The following is a 16,891-nucleotide window of genomic DNA, read 5'->3' on the forward strand; positions in this document are numbered from 1 at the left end:
GAATCGTGGGGAAGGCTCAGGGTATCGCCAGCTCGAAGCCGCCCTCGCCGACGACATAGACCGCGCCCTGCCGCACCGGCAGATCGGCGGCCTCGGCCTTGGGCATGCCGGCCATGGCGTGGAGAATGGCGCGCACCACCCCGCCATGGGTGACGAGCACGGTGTCGTCGTCGAGCGTGACGACGCCGGCCATCACCCGCTCCATCAGCATCTGGTAGCTCTCCCCGCCCGGCGGCTGGAAGTGCCAGGGGTCGCCGTCACGCACCGCCACGGCGGCGGGGTCGCGCCGGCGCAGCTCCGGCCAGGTGAAGCCTTCCCAGCGGCCATAGGAGATTTCGACGAAGCGGGCGTCGCGGGTGAAGTCGTCGGGCCGCAGCTCCAGCGTCGCCCGCAGGATCGCCATGGTGCCGGCGGTGCGCGACAGCGGGCTGGCGACATAGTGCAGCCGCTCCGGCGCCGGGTGCATCTCGGCGATGACGCGGCCGGCGGCGGCCGCCTGTTCGCGGCCGAGATCGTTCAGCGGTATGTCCTTCCCGCCCTGAAGGCGGCCGGCGAGGTTCCAGTCGGTCTCGCCGTGCCGGACCAGGAAGATGCGGCGCCTGCTCATTGTCCGATCGGCACGACATGGGTGTAGCTGCGGCCGAACGGCGGGTAGGCCACCCGCACGGTCACGCTGGTGCCGCCCGGCGGGGGGAAGCCCTTGTAGAACAGCCGCACCCCCTCGACCTGCCGGCCGACGCAGAATTTCGAGCCGGCATCGGTGCCGGTGGCGGTGAAGCCGCCGATGTCGGTGCGGATGCGCCCGACGCTCGGGCCCTGCAGGATGGTGACGGTCGGCGCCTGCCCCATCTGGCACAGCCGGTCGACCGTGCCGGCGGCGAAGATCATGGAGCGCGAGCCGCCGCCGGTGACGAAGGCGAGCTGGTCGCGGTCGTTGCGCCCCCCGCTCGGGCTGACATAGTTCGGGAACACCGCGCCGCCGAAGCCGAAGATGCGGTTCACCAGCGGGTATTGCTGGAAGGTCGGCGGCACGCCGCGGTCGAGCCCGGGCCCGGTGCCGGGCGGCGGGGCGAGCGCGGGGTCGCCGGAATACGGCGGCGGCCCGACCACGATGGAGGGCATCTGCGCCTGCGCCATGCCGGTGCCGGCCAGCAGCACGAGGCCGAGCGCCGCGGCGAGGCGGGCGGCCCGGCGGGGCCGCGCGGCGGGCTCATTCCGGTCGGACGCCATGAGTTTCCCCAGCATGGAACGTGTCCCCAACATGGATTCAGTGGCCTTGCATCGCCGCGCCGCGTTCAGTCCCGGTCGAGCGTGAGGTCGGGCGCCTCGGGATTCTTCATGCCGACCACGTGGTAGCCGGCATCGACATGGTGGATTTCGCCGGTCACGGCGCGGCCGAGATCGGACAGCAGATACATGCCGGTATCGCCGACCTCGTCGATGGTCACGGTGCGGCGCAGCGGCGCGTTCAGCTCGTTCCACTTCAGGATATAGCGGAAGTCGCCGATGCCGGAGGCGGCCAGCGTCTTGATCGGGCCGGCGGAGATGGCGTTGACGCGGATGTTCTTGGGGCCGAGATCGGCGGCGAGGTAGCGCACGCTGGCCTCCAGCGCGGCCTTGGCGACGCCCATGACGTTGTAGTGGGGCATCCACTTCTCGGCGCCGTAATAAGTCAGCGTCAGCATCGAGCCGCCATTCGTCATCAGCTTCTCGGCGCGCTGGGCGACCGCGGTGAAGCTGTAGCACGAGATCAGCATGGTCTTGCTGAAATTGTCGGCCGTGGTGTCGACGTAGCGCCCGTCCAGCTCGTTCTTGTCGGAAAAGGCGATGGCGTGGACGAGGAAGTCCAGCCCGCCGAGCTGGCGCTCGGTCTCGGCGAAGACGGCGTCGATCGTGGCGGGGTCGGTGACGTCGCAATGGCCGACCACGCTGGCATCGAGTTCCGCCGCCAGCGGCTCCACCCGCTTGCGCAGCGGCTCGCCCTGATAGGTGAAGGCGAGCCGGGCGCCCTGCGCCGCCGCCGCCCTGGCGATGCCCCACGCGATCGAGCGATTATTCGCCACGCCCATCACCAGGCCGCGCTTGCCGCTCATGAGCCCCGCCGAGGCCTTGCCAACTTCCGTCACGCCGCGCTCCGTCAACCACTGCTCCCCGGTCCGGGAGCCGTTCCTATCGCACAGCGGCGAAAGCCGCTCAAGCGAGGCGGTCGACGCGCCGGCACGGGAGCGGACCCGCGCGGCATCCGGGAGACGATCTGACGTACAGGAAGACTTGGCCTTCGGCGCCGCGTCGCCCCGAAGGCGGTTCCGCCCCGCCGTGGCGGGGCGTCTTCAGCCGGCGCCGTCGCGGCGGGGTTTCAGCCGGCGCCGTCGCGGCGTTTGCGCATCAGCGCTTCCAGCTCGGGGTCGTGCTGGTCGGGCAGGGCGATGCGGGCGGTGGCCAGCAGGTCGCCGCTGACACCCTCGCCCTTCGGCAGGCCCTTGCCGCGCAGGCGGAAGGTGCGCCCGTTCTGGGTCCAGGCCGGTACCGCCAGCTCGACCGAGCCCGACAGGGTCGGCACCCGCACCTTGCCGCCGAGCACGGCGTCGGCCAGCGGCACGGGCAGGTCGAGCCGGAGGTCGCTGCCCTCCACCCGGAACTGGCGGTGCGGGGCATAGCCGACCACGACATAGGCGTCGCCCGGCGCGCCGCCATAGGGGCTCGGCTCGCCCTGGCCCTTCAGGCGCAGGCGGTAGCCCTCGGCGACGCCGGCGGGAATCTTCACCTCGACGGTGCGCCCGTTGGGCAGCGTGACCTTGACCGGCCCGCCTTCCACCACGCGCTCCAGCGGCACCGGCACGGCGATGTCGATATCCCCGCCCTTCGGCGCCCCCCCGGCGCCGGCGCGCCCGCCGCCGCCGCGGCCGAAGCGGCCGAACAGGTCGGAGAACACGTCCTCGAAGCCGCCGCCCTGCGGGCCGCCCTGGGGCCCGGCCTGCGGGCCGCGCCGGGCGGCGCCGTCGTCGAAGTGGAAATTCTCGAAGATGGTTTCCCCGCCCGCGCCGCCCGGGCCGCGGCGGAAGCCGCCGGGACGGCCGGCATAGGGGTCGAAGCCGCGCGGCTTGCCCTCGGCGTCGATCTCGCCGCGGTCATATTTCCCGCGCGTGTCGGGGTCGGAGAGGATTTCGTGCGCGGAATTCAGCTCGGCGAACTTCTCCTGCGCCTTCGGGTCGGAGGCGTTCGCGTCGGGGTGCAGTTTCTTGGCAAGGCGCCGGAAGGCGCGCTTGATGTCGTCCTGGCTGGCGTTGCGGGCAACGCCGAGCACATCATAGGGCTCACGCATGGGTGCTCGTCTCGGCCGGCGGTTCCGGTCTCTCGGCCCTCATGTAGGGGACGTGTTGCAGCAGCGCAACGGTGCGGCTCAGGTCCTTTGCAGCAGCCGGGCCTGGTCGATCTTCCACGCCGCCGCGCGGGAGCCGCGGCAGGCCTCGCCCTCCACCCATTTGCCGGCGTCCTCGGTGCCGGGCTGGTCGGCCGGCACGAAGCTGATGAGGAAGCCGCGGCAGCTTCCGGCGTCGCGCGGCTGGGCCGGGCCCACCAGCGTGACGGTGCCGCGCCGGTTGGCGCCGGGGTTCTCCCACGGCACGCTCGGCGCGGTGCCATGGGCGGCCAGCGCCTCGCCCAGCGCCTCGCGGGCCAGCGCCCAGTCGTCCGGCGCGACGCCCCTCGGCATGTCGGCGGCGCTGTAGGCCACCGGGCGCACCTGCGGCACCGGGCTGATCGAGCCGGTGGTCAGCGCGTCGTCGGAAAACAGGCTGGCGCAGCCGCCGAGGCCGAGCGCCAGCCCGGCCATGGTGGCGACGGCGGCTGTGCGACGCACCCGGCTGCCGCTATATGAGGGGATGCGCGCGAGCCTCCGGCCCGGCGCCTCCGCCCGCCCACTATTCCTCGCCATCGCACCGCCCCTGGTCGCAACCCACGATGTCCCCATGGAACAGCATGAAGAGTTAACGTCCGGTGATTTCACCGCCGCGTCCGAGCCGTTCCGCCTGTTCGAGGCGTGGTTCGAGGAGGCGAAGGCGAGCGAGCCGAACGACCCCAACGCCATGGCGCTGGCCACCGTCGACCCCGACGGCCTGCCCGACGTGCGCATGGTGCTGCTGAACGGGCGCGATGCCCGCGGTTTCGTGTTCTACACCAACACCGAAAGCGCCAAGGGCCGGGAGCTCGCCGCCACCCCCAAGGCGGCGGTGGTGTTCCACTGGAAGAGCCTGCGCCGGCAGGTGCGGGTGCGCGGCCCGGTGGAGCGCGTCGCCGACACTGAGGCCGACGCCTATTTCGCCTCGCGCCCGCGTCTCTCCCAGATCGGCGCCTGGGCCAGCCAGCAGTCGCGCCCGCTGGAGGGCCGCTTCGCGCTCGAGGCCGCGGTGGCGAAGGTCACCGCGCAGCACGCGCTCGGCAGCGTGCCGCGCCCGCCGCATTGGACCGGCTTCCGCATCCTGCCGGTGCAGATGGAATTCTGGCACGACCGCCCCTTCCGCCTGCACGACCGCATCGTGTTCACCCGCGCCGACGACGCCGGGAGCTGGAGCAAGACACGGCTCTATCCGTGAGATAAGACTGCACCAGCTTCCGATATCAGCCGAGATCCAGGGCCCTCATGCCTCCGTCCACGAATCAACCCCGGCGTACCCTCCTGCTCACCGGCGCCTCGCGGGGCATCGGCCACGCCACGGTGAAGCGGTTCTCCGCCGCGGGCTGGCGGGTCATCACCTGCTCGCGCCATCCCTTCCCGGAGAACTGCCCGTGGGAGATGGGGCCGGAGGACCACATCCAGGTCGACCTCTCCAACCCCGAGGACACGCTGCGGGCGGTGGACGAGATCAAGCAGCGCCTGCCCAATGGCGAGCTGCACGCGCTGGTGAACAATGCCGGCATCTCGCCCAAGGGGCCGGGCGGCTCGCGGCTCAGCACGCTCAACACCCCGCAGGAGGCCTGGCACAAGGTGTTCCAGGTCAATCTCTTCGCGCCGATCCTGCTGGCCCGCGGCCTGCTGGAGGAGCTGAAGCGCACCCATGGCGCGGTGGTGAACGTCACCTCCATCGCCGGCTCGCGGGTGCACCCCTTCGCGGGGGCGGCCTATGCCACCTCCAAGGCGGCGCTGGCCGGGCTCACCCGGGAGATGGCGTCCGATTTCGGCCCGCTCGGGGTGCGGGTGAACGCCATCGCCCCCGGCGAGATCGACACCTCGATCCTCTCGCCCGGCACCGAGAAGATCGTCGAGCAGATTCCGATGCAGCGGCTCGGCACCCCCGACGAGGTGGCGAAGATCATCTACGTGCTGTGCACCGAGACCTCGTCCTATCTCAATGGCGCCGAGATCCACATCAATGGCGGCCAGCACGTCTGAGCCGGCCGCACGGGCGGGGCGCCGGCCTCACAGCCAGCGCTTCCACTTGAAGAACCAGTACGGCACGATGGCGGCCAGCAGCATGGCGAACAGCGCGGCGGGATAGCCCCACGGCGATTCCAGCTCCGGCATGTGCTGGAAGTTCATGCCGTAGACCGAGGCGATCAGCGTCGGCGGCATCAGCACCACCGAGAGCACCGCGAAGATCTTGATGATGTTGTTCTGCTCGATGCTCACGAGGCCCAGCGTGGCGTCGAGCAGGAAGGTGATCTTGTCGCCGAGATAGCTCACATGGTCGGTCAGCGAGACGACGTCGCGCTGCAGGCTCTTGAGCATCGCCTTCTGTTCCTTGCCGAGCGCCGGGGTCTCGCCGTCGGTGGCGAGGAAGGTGACGATCCGCCCCATGCTCACCAGGCTCTCGCGCACCTTGGAGGCGAGGTCGCCGCGCCGGGCGATGACGTTGAGCAGCGCCCGGTAGCGCTGGTTCTGGTTGGAGCGGGGCTCGCGCTCGAAGATGCGGCGGGAGGTTTCGTCGATGTCGGAGCTCAGCCGCTCGATGATGTCGGCGGCGCGGTCGATGACGGCGTCGAGAATCTCCATCAGCACCTGCTCGCCGGTGAGAGCGGGGGCGCAGGCGCGGGAGAGCTTGGCGGCGACGAGACGGAAGGGCTTGGGCTCGTCGTAGCGCACCGTGACGAGGCGGCTGCCGCCGAGGATGAACGACACCGCCGCCACCGCGGGGGTCTCGCCCTCCGAGCGGGTGACGATGCTGCCGGTCATGTAGCGGGCGCCGTCCTCGATGTAGAGCCGGCTGGAGGGCTCGATCTCGCGCATTTCCTCGCGGGTGGGCACCGCCACCCCGAGCGCGGATTCGACCAGCTTCTCCTCGCCGTCGCTGGGGTCGATCAGGTCGAACCACACCGCGCCCGCCGGAAGCGAATCGCCGGGCGCGACGACGTGTTTCTCCAGCGCGCCGTTCGCGGCGCGATAGGCCAGCAGCATGCCGTTCTCCCGGATGAGCGCTCAGAGGGACGTTCGCCGCCCGCGCGGGCGGCGTCGGTCGGCCCTGTCCATAACGCGCAGGCGTGCGAAGGGATACGCCCGCTCGCGCGTTTCAGGTCGGCTTCCGGTTTCGGGGGGAGCTGCGGGGATGCGGGCGGCTCAAGGCCAGCGCGCACTCAGGCCGCGAAATACTCGATGTCGCGAAGCGTTACGACTTTCGCCTCATCGGCAGGCACCTCACCCTTGGCGGGGGCAGCCACGTCCGACTTCTTGTCCGAATGATACAGCGCGGCGGCAGCGACCGCCGAGATTCCGATTTCACGCCAGTGGGCGCTTTGCTGCGAACGCTCCCAGCGGTCGCGACCCGGCTCGATCTCCGGGGAATCCTCGGTCGACATTTCATCCTCCATTGCACGCGGCCCGGGCACCCGGGCTCGGGTGCCGATCTGATGGGCGGTAACTGCGTCAAAAATAAGCAGACGCAGGAAACAGTATAAGACCTACCAAGGTCTGATTGCGGCAAACAAGCGGCTCTTTCCGGTCGGTAAGCTACTGCGGCTTTTGAGCAACAAGCCGCCGACGTCTTGATGTGCGACCCACCCAAGCCCTTCAAGCCCCTCCCGCTTTCGCTTAAACGGAAAGGCAGGGACAGCGGCGCCGACGCCGCGCGATTCTGCCTTTTTCTGGAGATGTCGACGATGATATGGCGTGGGGTGGGTGCGGCGCTGCTGGCGCTGTGCTTGGGAGCTTGTCAGACGGTGACGAACGAGCCGGCTCCGGAAGCGGCGATGAAGCCCCGGGACAAGCAGCTCCTGGCGAACGCGCCGTACCAGAAGGTGCTGCCGCCGGAGATCTACCAGCGCCACATCGTCGATTATGCCGGGCCGCAGAAGCCGGGCACGATCGTGGTCGATACCGACAAGAAGTTCCTCTATTTCGTCGAGAACGACGGCAAGGCCATCCGCTACGGCGTGACGGTCGGCGAGGAAGGGCTCGCCTTCAAGGGCGAGGCGAAGGTCGGCCGCAAGACCGAGTGGCCCACCTGGACCCCGACCGCGGAGATCAAGGAGCGCATCGCCGGCGTGCCGAACTTCGTCGGCCCCGGCCCGCACAACCCGATGGGTGCCCGCGCGCTCTATCTCTACCAGGGCAACAAGGACACGCTGTTCCGCATCCACGGCACCAACCAGCCGGAATATATCGGGCAGGCCATCTCCTCCGGCTGCATCCGCATGCTGAACGAGGACGTGATCGACCTCTACAACCGCGTGCCGCAGGGCACCGAGGTGGTCGTTCTCTGACATCGCCCTACGGGCCCTCTCGTGAAAAAGGCGCTGCGGTGGCAGCGCCTTTTTTGTTAGGGCGTCAGGCTTGTCCCGGGCTGGCCCGGCGCCAGCTGGCCGGGCCCCGTGAAGGGGCCTGCCCGGCCGTGCGCAGCTCCGGCGCGGCGCGAGGACGGTGCCCCGCCGGTGGCGTGCGGCGGGCCGGGCGCTGCGGCGGGCCGGGCGCTGCGGCGGGCCGGGCGCTGCGGCGGGCCGGGCGCGCCTCAGGCCGCCAGCAGCTTCTCGCGGGTGGCCCAGTCCAGCGTGCGGTCCAGCGCGCGGGTGAGGCGGTCGAACAGCTCGTCGATCTCGGCCGGGGAGATGACCAGCGGCGGGCAGATGGTGACGGTGTCGCCGAACACGTTGCGCACGATCAGCCCTTCCTGCTGGGCGAAGGCCACCGTCTTGGCGGCGAAGCCGAGCTTGGGGTCGAACTGGTGCTTGGTCTTCTTGTCGGCGACGATCTCGATGCCGGCGACCAGCCCCATCTGGCGCGATTCGCCCACCAGCGGGTGGTCCTCCAGCGCGGCGCAGCGGGCGGCGAACTGCGGAATCTTCGCCCGCACCCGCTCGAAGATGCTCTCGCGCTCATAGATTTCCAGCGTCTTCAGCGCCACCGCCGCCGCCACCGGGTGGCCGGAATAGGTGTAGCCATGGCCGAAGCTGCCGAGCTTGCGGCTCTCGTCCAGCATCGCCTGGTACATCTCCTCCGGGATCATCACCCCGCCGATGGGCTGGTAGGCGGAGGACAGCGCCTTGGCGATGGAGATGGCGTGGGGCTTCATGTCCATCGCCTCGCAGCCGAAGGCGGTGCCGAGCCGGCCGAAGCCGCAGATCACCTCGTCGCCGATGAAGAAGACGTCGTATTTCTTCAGCACCGCCTCGATCTTGGGATAATAGGTCTTGGGCGGCACGATTACCCCGCCCGCGCCCATCACCGGCTCGGCGATGAAGGCGGCCACCGTCTCCGGCCCCTCCGCGAGGATGAGCTGCTCCAGCTCGTCGGCGAGGCGGGTGGCGAAGGCCTCCTCGCTCTCCCCGGGCTGGGCGAGGCGGTAATGATGCGGGCTGCTGGTGTGGCGGATGCCGGCGATCGGCAGGTCGAAATCGGCATGGTTGCCCGGCAGGCCGGTGAGCGAGGCCGAGGCGATGGTTACCCCGTGATAGCCGCGCATGCGGGCGATGATCTTCTTCTTGTGCGGCCGGCCCAGCGCGTTGTTGTAGTACCACACCAGCTTCATCTGGGTGTCGTTGGCCTCCGAGCCCGAGCAGGTGAAGAACACCTTGGAGATCGGCACCGGCGCCATCTCCTTCAGCTTCTCCGCCAGCTCGATCGCGGGGTCGTGGCTCTTGCCGCCGAAGATGTGGGTGAAGGGCAGCTTGCGCATCTGCGTCGCCGCCGCCTCCACCAGCTCCTCGTTGCCATAGCCGAGCGCGGTGCACCACAGCCCGGCCATGCCTTCGAGATAGGGCTTGCCGTCGACGTCGTGGACCCACACGCCCTGGCCGCGTTCCAGGATCAGGGGCCCGGTGTCGCGGATGGCGGCGAGGTTGGTGTAGGGGTGCACCAGGGTCTCGACATCGCGAGCCTGTAGGTTGGTCAGCATGGTGTGCTCCGGGATCAGCGCCTCGCTCCTAGCCTAGTGCGGTGGAGCCTCCGCCGGAAGCGCGCCCTTGGTGGTAGGCCGGCCCGAAGGCGCGTCAGGGGGACGCCCCGCCACCGCCCACTGGCAATAGGCGCCGGCGCGGCGCTCGATGCGGTCCACATGCAGGTGTTCCTCGTGGTAGCCGTCCGAGCCCGGGCCGAGCACGGTGGTGAAGCGCAGGCAGGCGCTGGCCCGCAGCTCGGTCTGGAACGCCGCGGACATGGCGGCGTCGCCGGTGCCGCCGATCTCCACCTCGCGGCCGTTCTCCAGCCGGTACCCCCGGGTGTCCATGGCGTTGCCGCGGCCATGCTCGCTCATCTTGCCGCCGGCGACCCCGTTGCGCGGCCGGCAGTCATAGCTGCCCGCCACCAGAACCGCGTCGAGCGGCGAGCCGAGCCGCGCCACCGCCGGCTCGACATCCTCGCGGACCCAGCGGGCGACCGCCTCGGCCATGTCGCAGCGCAGCAGGGCGGCGGGCTCCAGCCGGACGAGGCGCCCGTTGGTCGCCCGCACCGCCGACAGCTCCACCGGCTGCTCGATGCCGCAGCCCTCCGCCGCCGGGATTGGCGCCGGCACCGGGGTGAAGACGGCGATGTCGGCCGCCGCCAGCGCCGGGCAGGTGCCCGCCAGCCCGGCCGGGCCCGGCGCGGGCGGGGCTGAGGACGGGAGCGCGGGGGCGGCGCCCTCGGCCGGCGGCGCCGCTCCCGGCGCGGGAGAGGGCGCGGCCGGCTGCGGCGCCGGGGTCGGGAGGGCTGGCGTGGCGCCGGATTCGGGCTCTGCGGGCGTGGCGCTGGCGCGGGGCGCCGGGGGCGGGGAGGGCGGCACCGGCGCGTGCTCCGGTGCCTCCGGTCCCGCCGCCTGCCCCGGCACCGGCGCGGCCGCCGGCACCGTGTCCCCGGCCGCCGGAGGGAGCGCCGCCGGCTGGAACACCTCCGGCCGCGGCAGCGGGCTGGGGACGAAGGCGAGCCGGGCGGAGCGTGTCGCCCGCTCCTCCCGCCCCGGCCCGCCGCCATCCGGTGTCCGGGCGTGGGCGGGGTCGGCCGGTGTGGTGGCACCCGGTATGGCGGACCCCGGTATGGCCGGCTCCGGCTTGGCGGGCTCCGGCTTGGCGGCTGCCGGTGTGGCGGCCGGCGCGCGCTCGGCCGCCACATCGGTGGTCGGCGCGGAGGGGTCCTGTGCGTCCGCCGGGATGCCCGGAGGGCGGGGCGGCGGATTGGCCCGGCCCGGAGGCGTGGCCGCGCCAGGCCTCCGGTCCGCGCCGCGAAGGCCGGCAGGGCGAGGCCCTTCCTCTTCCCCTCCCGCCACCGCGCCCGGCCGCTGCGGCGGCAGCGGCACCTCGGCGCCGGTGATTGCTTCGGCGGGCGAGGAAGGCGGGGGTGGCGCCGCAGATGTGGTGGGGGAGGGTGCTGGCGCGGCCGTCGCGGCGGGTGGCACCGATCCCGCCGAGGCGGGTGCGGCAGGGTCGGGAGAGGCAGCCCCGGCCGCGGCGGGTCGGGGAAGCGGCGCCGGCACCGTCGCGGTCGACCTTCCGGGCGGGGAGGGGTCGGCAAGGGCCGCCGGCCTGCCCGCCGGCCGCGCCGTGGACCGCGGTTTGCGCGGCGTCCGGCCGGCGCCGGAAGGTCCGAGGTCGAACAGGCCGCGGAGCTGGCGATTGATGGACGCACCGGCCTCATCGATCACCTCACCGGCCTGACCAGCCACCGCCGTTGGGGTACCAAAGTACGGTAGAACGCCGCCGCCGGACCCGCCCGAAACCAGCCCGAAAACCCCGGCCACCGCCGCCGTCACACGCACCCGATGTCTCATCGGCACCTCGTCCGCGCGCGCTCGGCTTGGGGCGAGCCGCGGTTCCGTGCTATCAGGCGACCGCCGCGGCCCGTCGGGCCCGGCGAAGGCCCCACCCCGCCGGGACCCCAGCACGTGAACACCATTCGGGCGATTCTGTTCGACAAGGACGGCACGCTGGTCGATTTCGACCGCACCTGGGGCCGGGCCGCCGGCGCGGTGATGCACCGCATCGCCGGGGGTGACCCGGCCCGCCGCCAGCGGCTGGAAGAGGTCAGCCACTACCTGCCCGATGAGCAGCGCTTCCTCGCCTCCTCGCCGCTGCTGGCCGGCTCGTCCGGGCAGTATGGCCCGCTCTGGGCGGAGGTGCTGGGCCGGCCCGTTACGGAAGAACTGTTCAGCGAAATCAACCGCTTGTTCGGGGAGGAGGGACGCCGTTTCCTCACCCCGATCGGCAATCCGGCCGATACGCTCGGCCGGCTTTCGGCTGGCGGGCTGCCGCTGGGCATCGGTACCAACGACACCGAGGCCAATGCCCGGCTGCAGGCGGAACTGCTCGGCCTCGCCCCGCTGCTGAGCGGGGTTTATGGCTATGATTCCGGCCATGGCGCCAAGCCCGGCCCCGGCATGGTGGAGGCCTTCGCGCGGGACATGGGCCTGCCGGTGGAAACCGTCGCGCTCGTCGGCGACACCCGGCATGACCTGCTCGCCGCCCGCGCCGCCGGCGCCATCGCCGTGCTGGTGCGCTCCGGCCCGGGCCCGGTGGACGCCTTCGCCGACGAGGCGGATTTCATCCTGGACGATGTCGAGGAACTTGCGGCGCGGCTGCTCGGCGCCCCGGCGGGGGCGGCATGATCCGGCGCCGGCTCTATGTCGAGGAGCGGATGTCGCGCCTCGCGGCCTGGAGCCTGCGCCTTGCCCTGTTCGCCCTGCCGGTGGCGGCGCTCGCCGTCGCGCTGTTCTGGCTGGAGGTGCTCGACTTCCGCGCGGCTATCCGTACCCTCTTGGCCGGATTGGGTATTTCGGCGCTGGCGCTGCTGCTGGCGACCGCCGGTTTCGCGGTGATGTGGCAGGAGGGGCTGCGCGGGCTGGGCCGCGTGGTCGGTGCGGCGGCGCTGGCGCTGCTGCTTCTGCTGCCGGCGGCGGGGGTCTATGCGCTCGGCAGCCGGATGCCGCCGCTGCACGACGTCTCCACCGATACCGACGACCCGCCGCGCTTCGAGGCGCTGGGCTTTGCCCGCTCGCGCGCCGCCAATCCCCTCGCGCCGCCCGACGCGGCGACCGCCGACATGCAGGCCGACGCCTATCCCGACGTGAAGCCGATCGAGTTCGACGCGACGCCCGACGAGATCTACAACGCCCTTGTCGCGCTGGTCGGGCGCTACAAATGGCGCATCATCGATGCGGTTCCGCCGCGCGGCGGCCTGCGCGACGGCCGAATCGAGGCCACCACCCGCAGCCTGCCATTCGGCCTGCGGGCCGATATCGTCATCCGGGTTCGCCCCTCGGCCGCCGGCGTGCGGGTCGACATGCGCTCGGTCTCGCGTGAGGGCGACACGGATTTCGGCCAGAATGCCCGCCGAATCAGCACCCTGATCGCCGATCTCTCCGACGAGCGCGGCCGGCGCCGGCGCTGAGCCGGCTCAGGCGAGGCGGAACACGCCGTCGAAGGCGGCGGCGCCCTCGGTCACAACCTCGCCCCGCGCCACCATCTCTTCGAGATGCGCCAGTGTCGACAGGCCCGCGGCCGTCGCGAGGCGGGGGTCGAGGCCGATATAGATCGCCCGCACGATGTCCGGGATGGCGCAGGGTCCGCGCCCCAACGCCCGCAGGATCCCGCTCTCCCGCGCCTCGCGGTGGCGCAGATAGCGCTCCACGAAGGCCGGCGCCTCGCGCACGGGCCCACCATGGCCCGGCAGGTAGAGCGATTCGGCGCGTCCCCGCAGCCGGCGCAGGGACGCCATGTAATCGCCCATCGCGCCATCGGGCGGAGCGACGATCGAGGTGGCCCAGGCCATGACGTGATCGCCGACGAAGATCAGCCCGGCCCCTTCCAGCGCGAACGCCATGTGGTTGGCGGTATGGCCCGGGGTTGCCAGTGCCTCGAGGCACCAGCCGGCGCCGCGCACCCGCGCGCCATCGGCGAGGACGGCGTCGGGGCGGAAGTCCTTGTCCGCGGCGGCGTCCAGCGGGTTGATCTCGCCAACGGCGAGAGGCCGGGCCGGCCGGTGCGGCCCTTCGGCGAGGGCCGGTGCCCCCGTCGCCTCCCGCAGGGCCGCCAGCGCGCCGGAATGGTCGCGGTGGGTGTGGGTGAGGAGGATGTGCGAGACCTTCCGGCCCCGCAGCGCTGCCAGCACCGCGGCGATATGGGTGGCATCGTCCGGGCCGGGATCGAGGATCGCAACCTCGGCTTCCCCGATCAGATAGGTGCAGGTGCCGGTGAAGGTGAAGGGCCCGGGGTTCGGCGCCAGAATGCGCTGCACGCCCTCGGCAACCGTCTCGGCGACGCCGGGCTCGGCCCGGAAATCGCGGTCGAAGGGGATGTCGTCGGCCATGCGCGCTCCGCCTGCGGCCGCCGGCGCGGCGCTCGTGCCATGGCCCGGCCTGATGAGGCCGGCTTTAGCGCAGCCCGGCGCCGGCGTCGAGCGTGCCGTGGCGGCTGCCGGGGGGCGTCTGACGACGGCATCGGGCCATAATGCGTGTCCGCGGGAGCCGGGCTTTGCCGCGGCCCCACTGCGCCGGGCACCTGCGGCCGAGACGCGCGGCTCTGGTTCCCCATCCGGCGTAACCGCCTAAGCCTCTTGAAGCGCGCCCGAATGTCGGCTTTGTGTCGAAGCTGTGCAGTCATGAGACGAGCCGGAGGCGTTATGGACGAGCTACTGGATGGGTATCGCCGTTTCCGCACCACCTCCTGGCCGGAGCGCAGAGAGCTTTTCGAGAAGCTGGCCGCCAAGGGGCAAAAGCCGCACACGCTGATCATCGCGTGCTCGGACAGCCGGGTCGATCCCTCCATGATCTTCGATGTCGCACCGGGCGAGCTTTTCGTGGTGCGCAACGTCGCCAATCTGGTGCCGCCCTACACCGCGCCCGATCATGCCCACCATGGCACCAGCGCCGCCATCGAGTTCGCGGTGCGGGTGCTGGAGGTCGCCAATGTGGTGGTGCTGGGCCATGCGCTGTGCGGTGGTGCGCGCGCCCTGCTGGAGGGCGCGCCGCCCCAGGCGCAGGATTTCCTGCCCGACTGGGTGAAGATCGCCGATTCCGCCCGCATCGCCGCCGAGCATCTGAGCGCCGACCCCGAGGAGCGGCGAACCATTCTGGAATATCAGTGCGTCAAGCTCTCCATGGCCAATCTCGCCACCTTTCCCTGGGTGCGGGAGCGCCTGGAAGACGGCAGGCTGGTGCTGCACGGGGCCTATTTTGCCGTGGCGACGGGTGTGCTCGAACGGCTCAGGCCCGACGGAACCTTCGGCCCGGCCTGAGGGCCACCAGACGATAACGTAAGGTTATCTACAATTTAATTGCTTTTTCAGCGGGTCGACGGTATCGAATCTGCTCGATAACGGCTCGCGGAACGAGCATCGCCATGTCCATTTCCCTGTTGATCACGTGCCTGTCTGTGATTGCCGCTGCCGTGGCTGGTTGGCGTGCTGACAGTTTTGCGGGCGCATTGGGCTGGAATGCAGCGATTTCTTTGACTGTTGCGTTCGCTTTGCTGTTTTTCTTCGGGGATATGAGCCATTTCGTGCAGGGCTTGATCAGCGGCGCGGCGTCGTTCTTCGTCGCCCTGCTGCTGCCGGTGGCTCTCGGCTATATGCTCGGGCGCGAACATCGTCGGTATCGTTCCAGCAATCAGGCCTGACAGCCGCCTGTCCCGCCCAGCCGCCGGGAATCATTCGAGCCCGCCCATTCGACGCGTCCGGCCGTGCGCCATCCATGGCGGCAACGGGCGTGCCATCCGCCCTAGGGCATCCGCGCATCGCCAACATGAATGTCAGGGAAGATTGCTTGGGTCTTACGAGGCCCGGGACGCCTCTGAAATCTGGTCGGAGTGGCAGGATTTGAACCTGCGACCCCCTCGTCCCGAACGAGGTGCGCTACCAGGCTGCGCTACACTCCGCCGATGCGCGAGCCTCTAGCATGCGGATCACGCCGCCCGCAAGCGCCTTCCGACGTCATCGACAGGAGTTCGCAGCCCTGTTGAAAGCGGAACGAGAGTGTGGCTATGTCCGCGCCCACGACGACACCGCCTTCGGGCGGCCTGCTGGGGCGTCGCCAAGTGGTAAGGCAGCGGATTTTGATTCCGCCATGCGGAGGTTCGAATCCTCCCGCCCCAGCCAGATCTGCTTCTTGACGCTCCGCGGCGGTCGGCCACGCCCGCTGCTGCCGCATTGCCGCTGCTACCTGTGTTCCACTTCCGGGGAAACGCGTGAAACTTCATCTGGTCAACCCGAACACGACGGCCTCCATGACCGAGAAGGCCGCAGCCGCGGCGCGGGAGGTCGCGGGGCCGGATACGCAGATCGTGGCGGCGACATCGGCCATGGGCCCTGCCTCGATCGAGGGGCACTATGACGACGCCCTCGCTCTGCCGGGGCTGCTCGCCGCTCTCGAGGCCGCCGAGCGCCAGGGTGTGGACGCCCATATCATCGCCTGCTTCGACGACACCGGGCTTGACGCGGCCCGCACGCTGGCCGGCGCCCCGGTGGTCGGCATTGGCGAGGCGGCTTTCCACATCGCCAGCCTCATAGCTCACCGTTTCGCGGTGGTGACGACGCTGCGCCGTTCCGTGCCGGTGATCGAGGCCAATCTGGAGCGCTACGGCCTGTCGCGACGCTGCGCGCGGGTGCGGGCGTCGGATGTGGCGGTGCTGGAACTGGAGGACCCGCATTCCAATGCGCGGGCCCGCATTTCAGCGGAGATCGCCGCCGCGCTCCGGGAGGACCATGCGGAGGCCATCGTGCTCGGCTGCGCCGGCATGGCCGACCTTGCCCGCGCGCTGGCGCAGGAGCATGGCGTGCCGGTCATTGACGGGGTGGTCAGCGCGGTGGGGCTCACGCAGACGCTGGTTCGCGCGGGAATCGCGACCTCCAAGGCCGGCGCCTATGCCGCGCCGCGGCCCAAGGCCTATGCCGGCCTGCTCGCCGGATTCGCCCCGAAGGGGTGACGGGCTCAGCCCAGCTTCTTCAGCAGCCTCAGGAGTTGCTCCCGCTCCTCCTGCGTCAGCGGGGCGAGCATTTCCTCGCGCATCGCCTCGTTGGCGCGGATGGCCTGTTCGACCGCATCCCTCCCGCGCTCGGTGAGCCTCACCGCCCGGCGGCGGCGGTCCACGGTGTCTTCGGTGCTGGTGACCAGCCCACGGTTGCACAGCCGGTCGACAATGCCCTTGATGGTGGCTGCGTCGAGATTGATCAGGCGGCCAAGCCGGTTCTGAGAACAGGGGCCGACTTCCCGAAGCTTTACCAGCGTCGAGAATTGCGGCGGCGTCAGCCCTTCATTGATCCGATTGGCGAAGATGGCGGTGAGGCGCTGATTGGCCACGCGCATGAGGTAGCCGATCTGGTCCTGCAACGGATAGGCGCAGGCTTCCTGCTCGTCCCCGTCGCGCTCACTCGCCGTCATTCGCTACCGCCCGATATCTTACCGTACCTACGGTAACGATATACGCGCTTTGCGTGCATTGAAATTGAGTTATACTCGGCCTACATCAAAACCCGGAAATTTCGCGGGTCGATGATATGGAAGTC

At 70.6% G+C, this 16,891-nt stretch carries 19 protein-coding genes and 2 tRNA genes; 9 read left to right on the forward strand and 12 right to left on the reverse strand.

All coding sequences use genetic code 11. The features are described 5' to 3' along the window. Window positions 1–16: 16 nt before the first annotated feature. The 5 genes from KHC27_RS16280 to KHC27_RS16300 form a co-directional block, all read right to left on the reverse strand. On the reverse strand, window positions 17–607 hold the full coding sequence (locus KHC27_RS16280) for a histidine phosphatase family protein (RefSeq protein WP_213340433.1): 591 nt from the start codon (window positions 605–607) through the stop codon (window positions 17–19). Continuing rightward, window positions 604–1,245 (reverse strand): hypothetical protein, encoded by a 642-nt coding sequence (locus KHC27_RS16285; RefSeq protein WP_246520004.1) that lies wholly within the window; start codon window positions 1,243–1,245, stop codon window positions 604–606. The genes KHC27_RS16280 and KHC27_RS16285 overlap by 4 nt, the downstream gene beginning before the upstream one ends. 50 nt (window positions 1,246–1,295) lie before the next feature. Beyond that, the gene (fabI, locus tag KHC27_RS16290) at window positions 1,296–2,093 is read right to left on the reverse strand and encodes an enoyl-ACP reductase FabI (protein ID WP_213340468.1); all 798 of its coding nucleotides are present in this window, start codon (window positions 2,091–2,093) and stop codon (window positions 1,296–1,298) included. A gap of 263 nt (window positions 2,094–2,356) precedes the next feature. Next, window positions 2,357–3,322, reverse strand: a complete 966-nt coding sequence (locus KHC27_RS16295) for a DnaJ C-terminal domain-containing protein (RefSeq protein WP_213340434.1) — start codon at window positions 3,320–3,322, stop codon at window positions 2,357–2,359. Window positions 3,323–3,400: 78 nt separating this feature from the next. Beyond that, complete coding sequence (locus KHC27_RS16300) at window positions 3,401–3,859, reverse strand: RT0821/Lpp0805 family surface protein (RefSeq protein ID WP_343210932.1); 459 nt, start codon at window positions 3,857–3,859, stop codon at window positions 3,401–3,403. A 109-nt stretch (window positions 3,860–3,968) separates the two neighbouring features. Between KHC27_RS16300 and pdxH the strand changes: the two genes are divergently transcribed. Both pdxH and KHC27_RS16310 read left to right on the forward strand, forming a co-directional pair. Continuing rightward, window positions 3,969–4,592, forward strand: coding sequence for a pyridoxamine 5'-phosphate oxidase (gene pdxH / locus KHC27_RS16305; RefSeq protein WP_213340435.1), 624 nt, complete (start codon window positions 3,969–3,971; stop codon window positions 4,590–4,592). A 47-nt stretch (window positions 4,593–4,639) separates the two neighbouring features. Then, window positions 4,640–5,389 (forward strand): SDR family NAD(P)-dependent oxidoreductase, encoded by a 750-nt coding sequence (locus tag KHC27_RS16310; RefSeq protein ID WP_213340436.1) that lies wholly within the window; start codon window positions 4,640–4,642, stop codon window positions 5,387–5,389. Between the two features lie 27 nt (window positions 5,390–5,416). Here the strand turns inward: KHC27_RS16310 and corA are convergent, their stop codons facing one another. After that, the gene (corA, locus tag KHC27_RS16315; RefSeq protein ID WP_213340437.1) at window positions 5,417–6,391 is read right to left on the reverse strand and encodes a magnesium/cobalt transporter CorA; all 975 of its coding nucleotides are present in this window, start codon (window positions 6,389–6,391) and stop codon (window positions 5,417–5,419) included. Between the two features lie 176 nt (window positions 6,392–6,567). Further along, a complete protein-coding gene (locus KHC27_RS16320) occupies window positions 6,568–6,789 on the reverse strand; it encodes a hypothetical protein (protein WP_213340438.1) in 222 nt (73 codons plus the stop codon). 300 nt (window positions 6,790–7,089) lie between these two features. Between KHC27_RS16320 and KHC27_RS16325 the strand changes: the two genes are divergently transcribed. Then, window positions 7,090–7,692: a L,D-transpeptidase gene (locus KHC27_RS16325; protein WP_213340439.1), complete on the forward strand. Its 603-nt coding sequence runs from the start codon at window positions 7,090–7,092 to the stop codon at window positions 7,690–7,692. Window positions 7,693–7,937: 245 nt separating this feature from the next. On the opposite strand, the gene KHC27_RS16330 is transcribed toward KHC27_RS16325, so the two are convergent. Both KHC27_RS16330 and KHC27_RS22065 read right to left on the reverse strand, forming a co-directional pair. Continuing rightward, window positions 7,938–9,320 (reverse strand): aspartate aminotransferase family protein, encoded by a 1,383-nt coding sequence (locus tag KHC27_RS16330; protein ID WP_213340440.1) that lies wholly within the window; start codon window positions 9,318–9,320, stop codon window positions 7,938–7,940. A 33-nt stretch (window positions 9,321–9,353) separates the two neighbouring features. Then, window positions 9,354–10,508, reverse strand: coding sequence for an extensin family protein (locus KHC27_RS22065; RefSeq protein WP_213340441.1), 1,155 nt, complete (start codon window positions 10,506–10,508; stop codon window positions 9,354–9,356). A 771-nt stretch (window positions 10,509–11,279) separates the two neighbouring features. Here KHC27_RS22065 and KHC27_RS16340 point away from each other — a divergent pair. After that, window positions 11,280–11,999, forward strand: coding sequence for an HAD family hydrolase (locus tag KHC27_RS16340; protein WP_213340442.1), 720 nt, complete (start codon window positions 11,280–11,282; stop codon window positions 11,997–11,999). After that, window positions 11,996–12,781 (forward strand): DUF1499 domain-containing protein, encoded by a 786-nt coding sequence (locus tag KHC27_RS16345; RefSeq protein WP_213340443.1) that lies wholly within the window; start codon window positions 11,996–11,998, stop codon window positions 12,779–12,781. The genes KHC27_RS16340 and KHC27_RS16345 overlap by 4 nt, the downstream gene beginning before the upstream one ends. A 6-nt stretch (window positions 12,782–12,787) precedes the next feature. Here KHC27_RS16345 and KHC27_RS16350 read toward each other — a convergent pair whose 3' ends face one another. Next, window positions 12,788–13,699, reverse strand: a complete 912-nt coding sequence (locus KHC27_RS16350) for an MBL fold metallo-hydrolase (protein ID WP_213340444.1) — start codon at window positions 13,697–13,699, stop codon at window positions 12,788–12,790. A gap of 312 nt (window positions 13,700–14,011) precedes the next feature. On the opposite strand from KHC27_RS16350, the gene KHC27_RS16355 reads away from it, so the two are divergent. Together KHC27_RS16355 and KHC27_RS16360 are read left to right on the forward strand one after the other, a co-directional pair. After that, entirely contained in the window at window positions 14,012–14,626 is a 615-nt protein-coding gene (locus KHC27_RS16355; protein ID WP_213340445.1) for a carbonic anhydrase, read from the forward strand. 104 nt (window positions 14,627–14,730) lie between these two features. Further along, window positions 14,731–15,006, forward strand: coding sequence for a hypothetical protein (locus KHC27_RS16360; RefSeq protein WP_213340446.1), 276 nt, complete (start codon window positions 14,731–14,733; stop codon window positions 15,004–15,006). Between the two features lie 181 nt (window positions 15,007–15,187). On the opposite strand, the gene KHC27_RS16365 is transcribed toward KHC27_RS16360, so the two are convergent. Further along, window positions 15,188–15,264, reverse strand: a tRNA-Pro gene (locus tag KHC27_RS16365). Between the two features lie 145 nt (window positions 15,265–15,409). Here KHC27_RS16365 and KHC27_RS16370 point away from each other — a divergent pair. After that, window positions 15,410–15,484: transfer RNA gene (locus KHC27_RS16370), tRNA-Gln, on the forward strand. A gap of 89 nt (window positions 15,485–15,573) precedes the next feature. Continuing rightward, window positions 15,574–16,311, forward strand: a complete 738-nt coding sequence (locus KHC27_RS16375; protein ID WP_213340447.1) for an aspartate/glutamate racemase family protein — start codon at window positions 15,574–15,576, stop codon at window positions 16,309–16,311. A gap of 5 nt (window positions 16,312–16,316) precedes the next feature. Here the strand turns inward: KHC27_RS16375 and KHC27_RS16380 are convergent, their stop codons facing one another. Next, a complete protein-coding gene (locus KHC27_RS16380) occupies window positions 16,317–16,766 on the reverse strand; it encodes a MarR family winged helix-turn-helix transcriptional regulator (protein WP_213340448.1) in 450 nt (149 codons plus the stop codon). Between the last annotated feature and the right edge of the window lie 125 nt (window positions 16,767–16,891).

Source organism: Ancylobacter lacus, assembly GCF_018390635.1.
Taxonomy (GTDB): Bacteria; Pseudomonadota; Alphaproteobacteria; order Rhizobiales; family Xanthobacteraceae; genus Ancylobacter; species Ancylobacter lacus.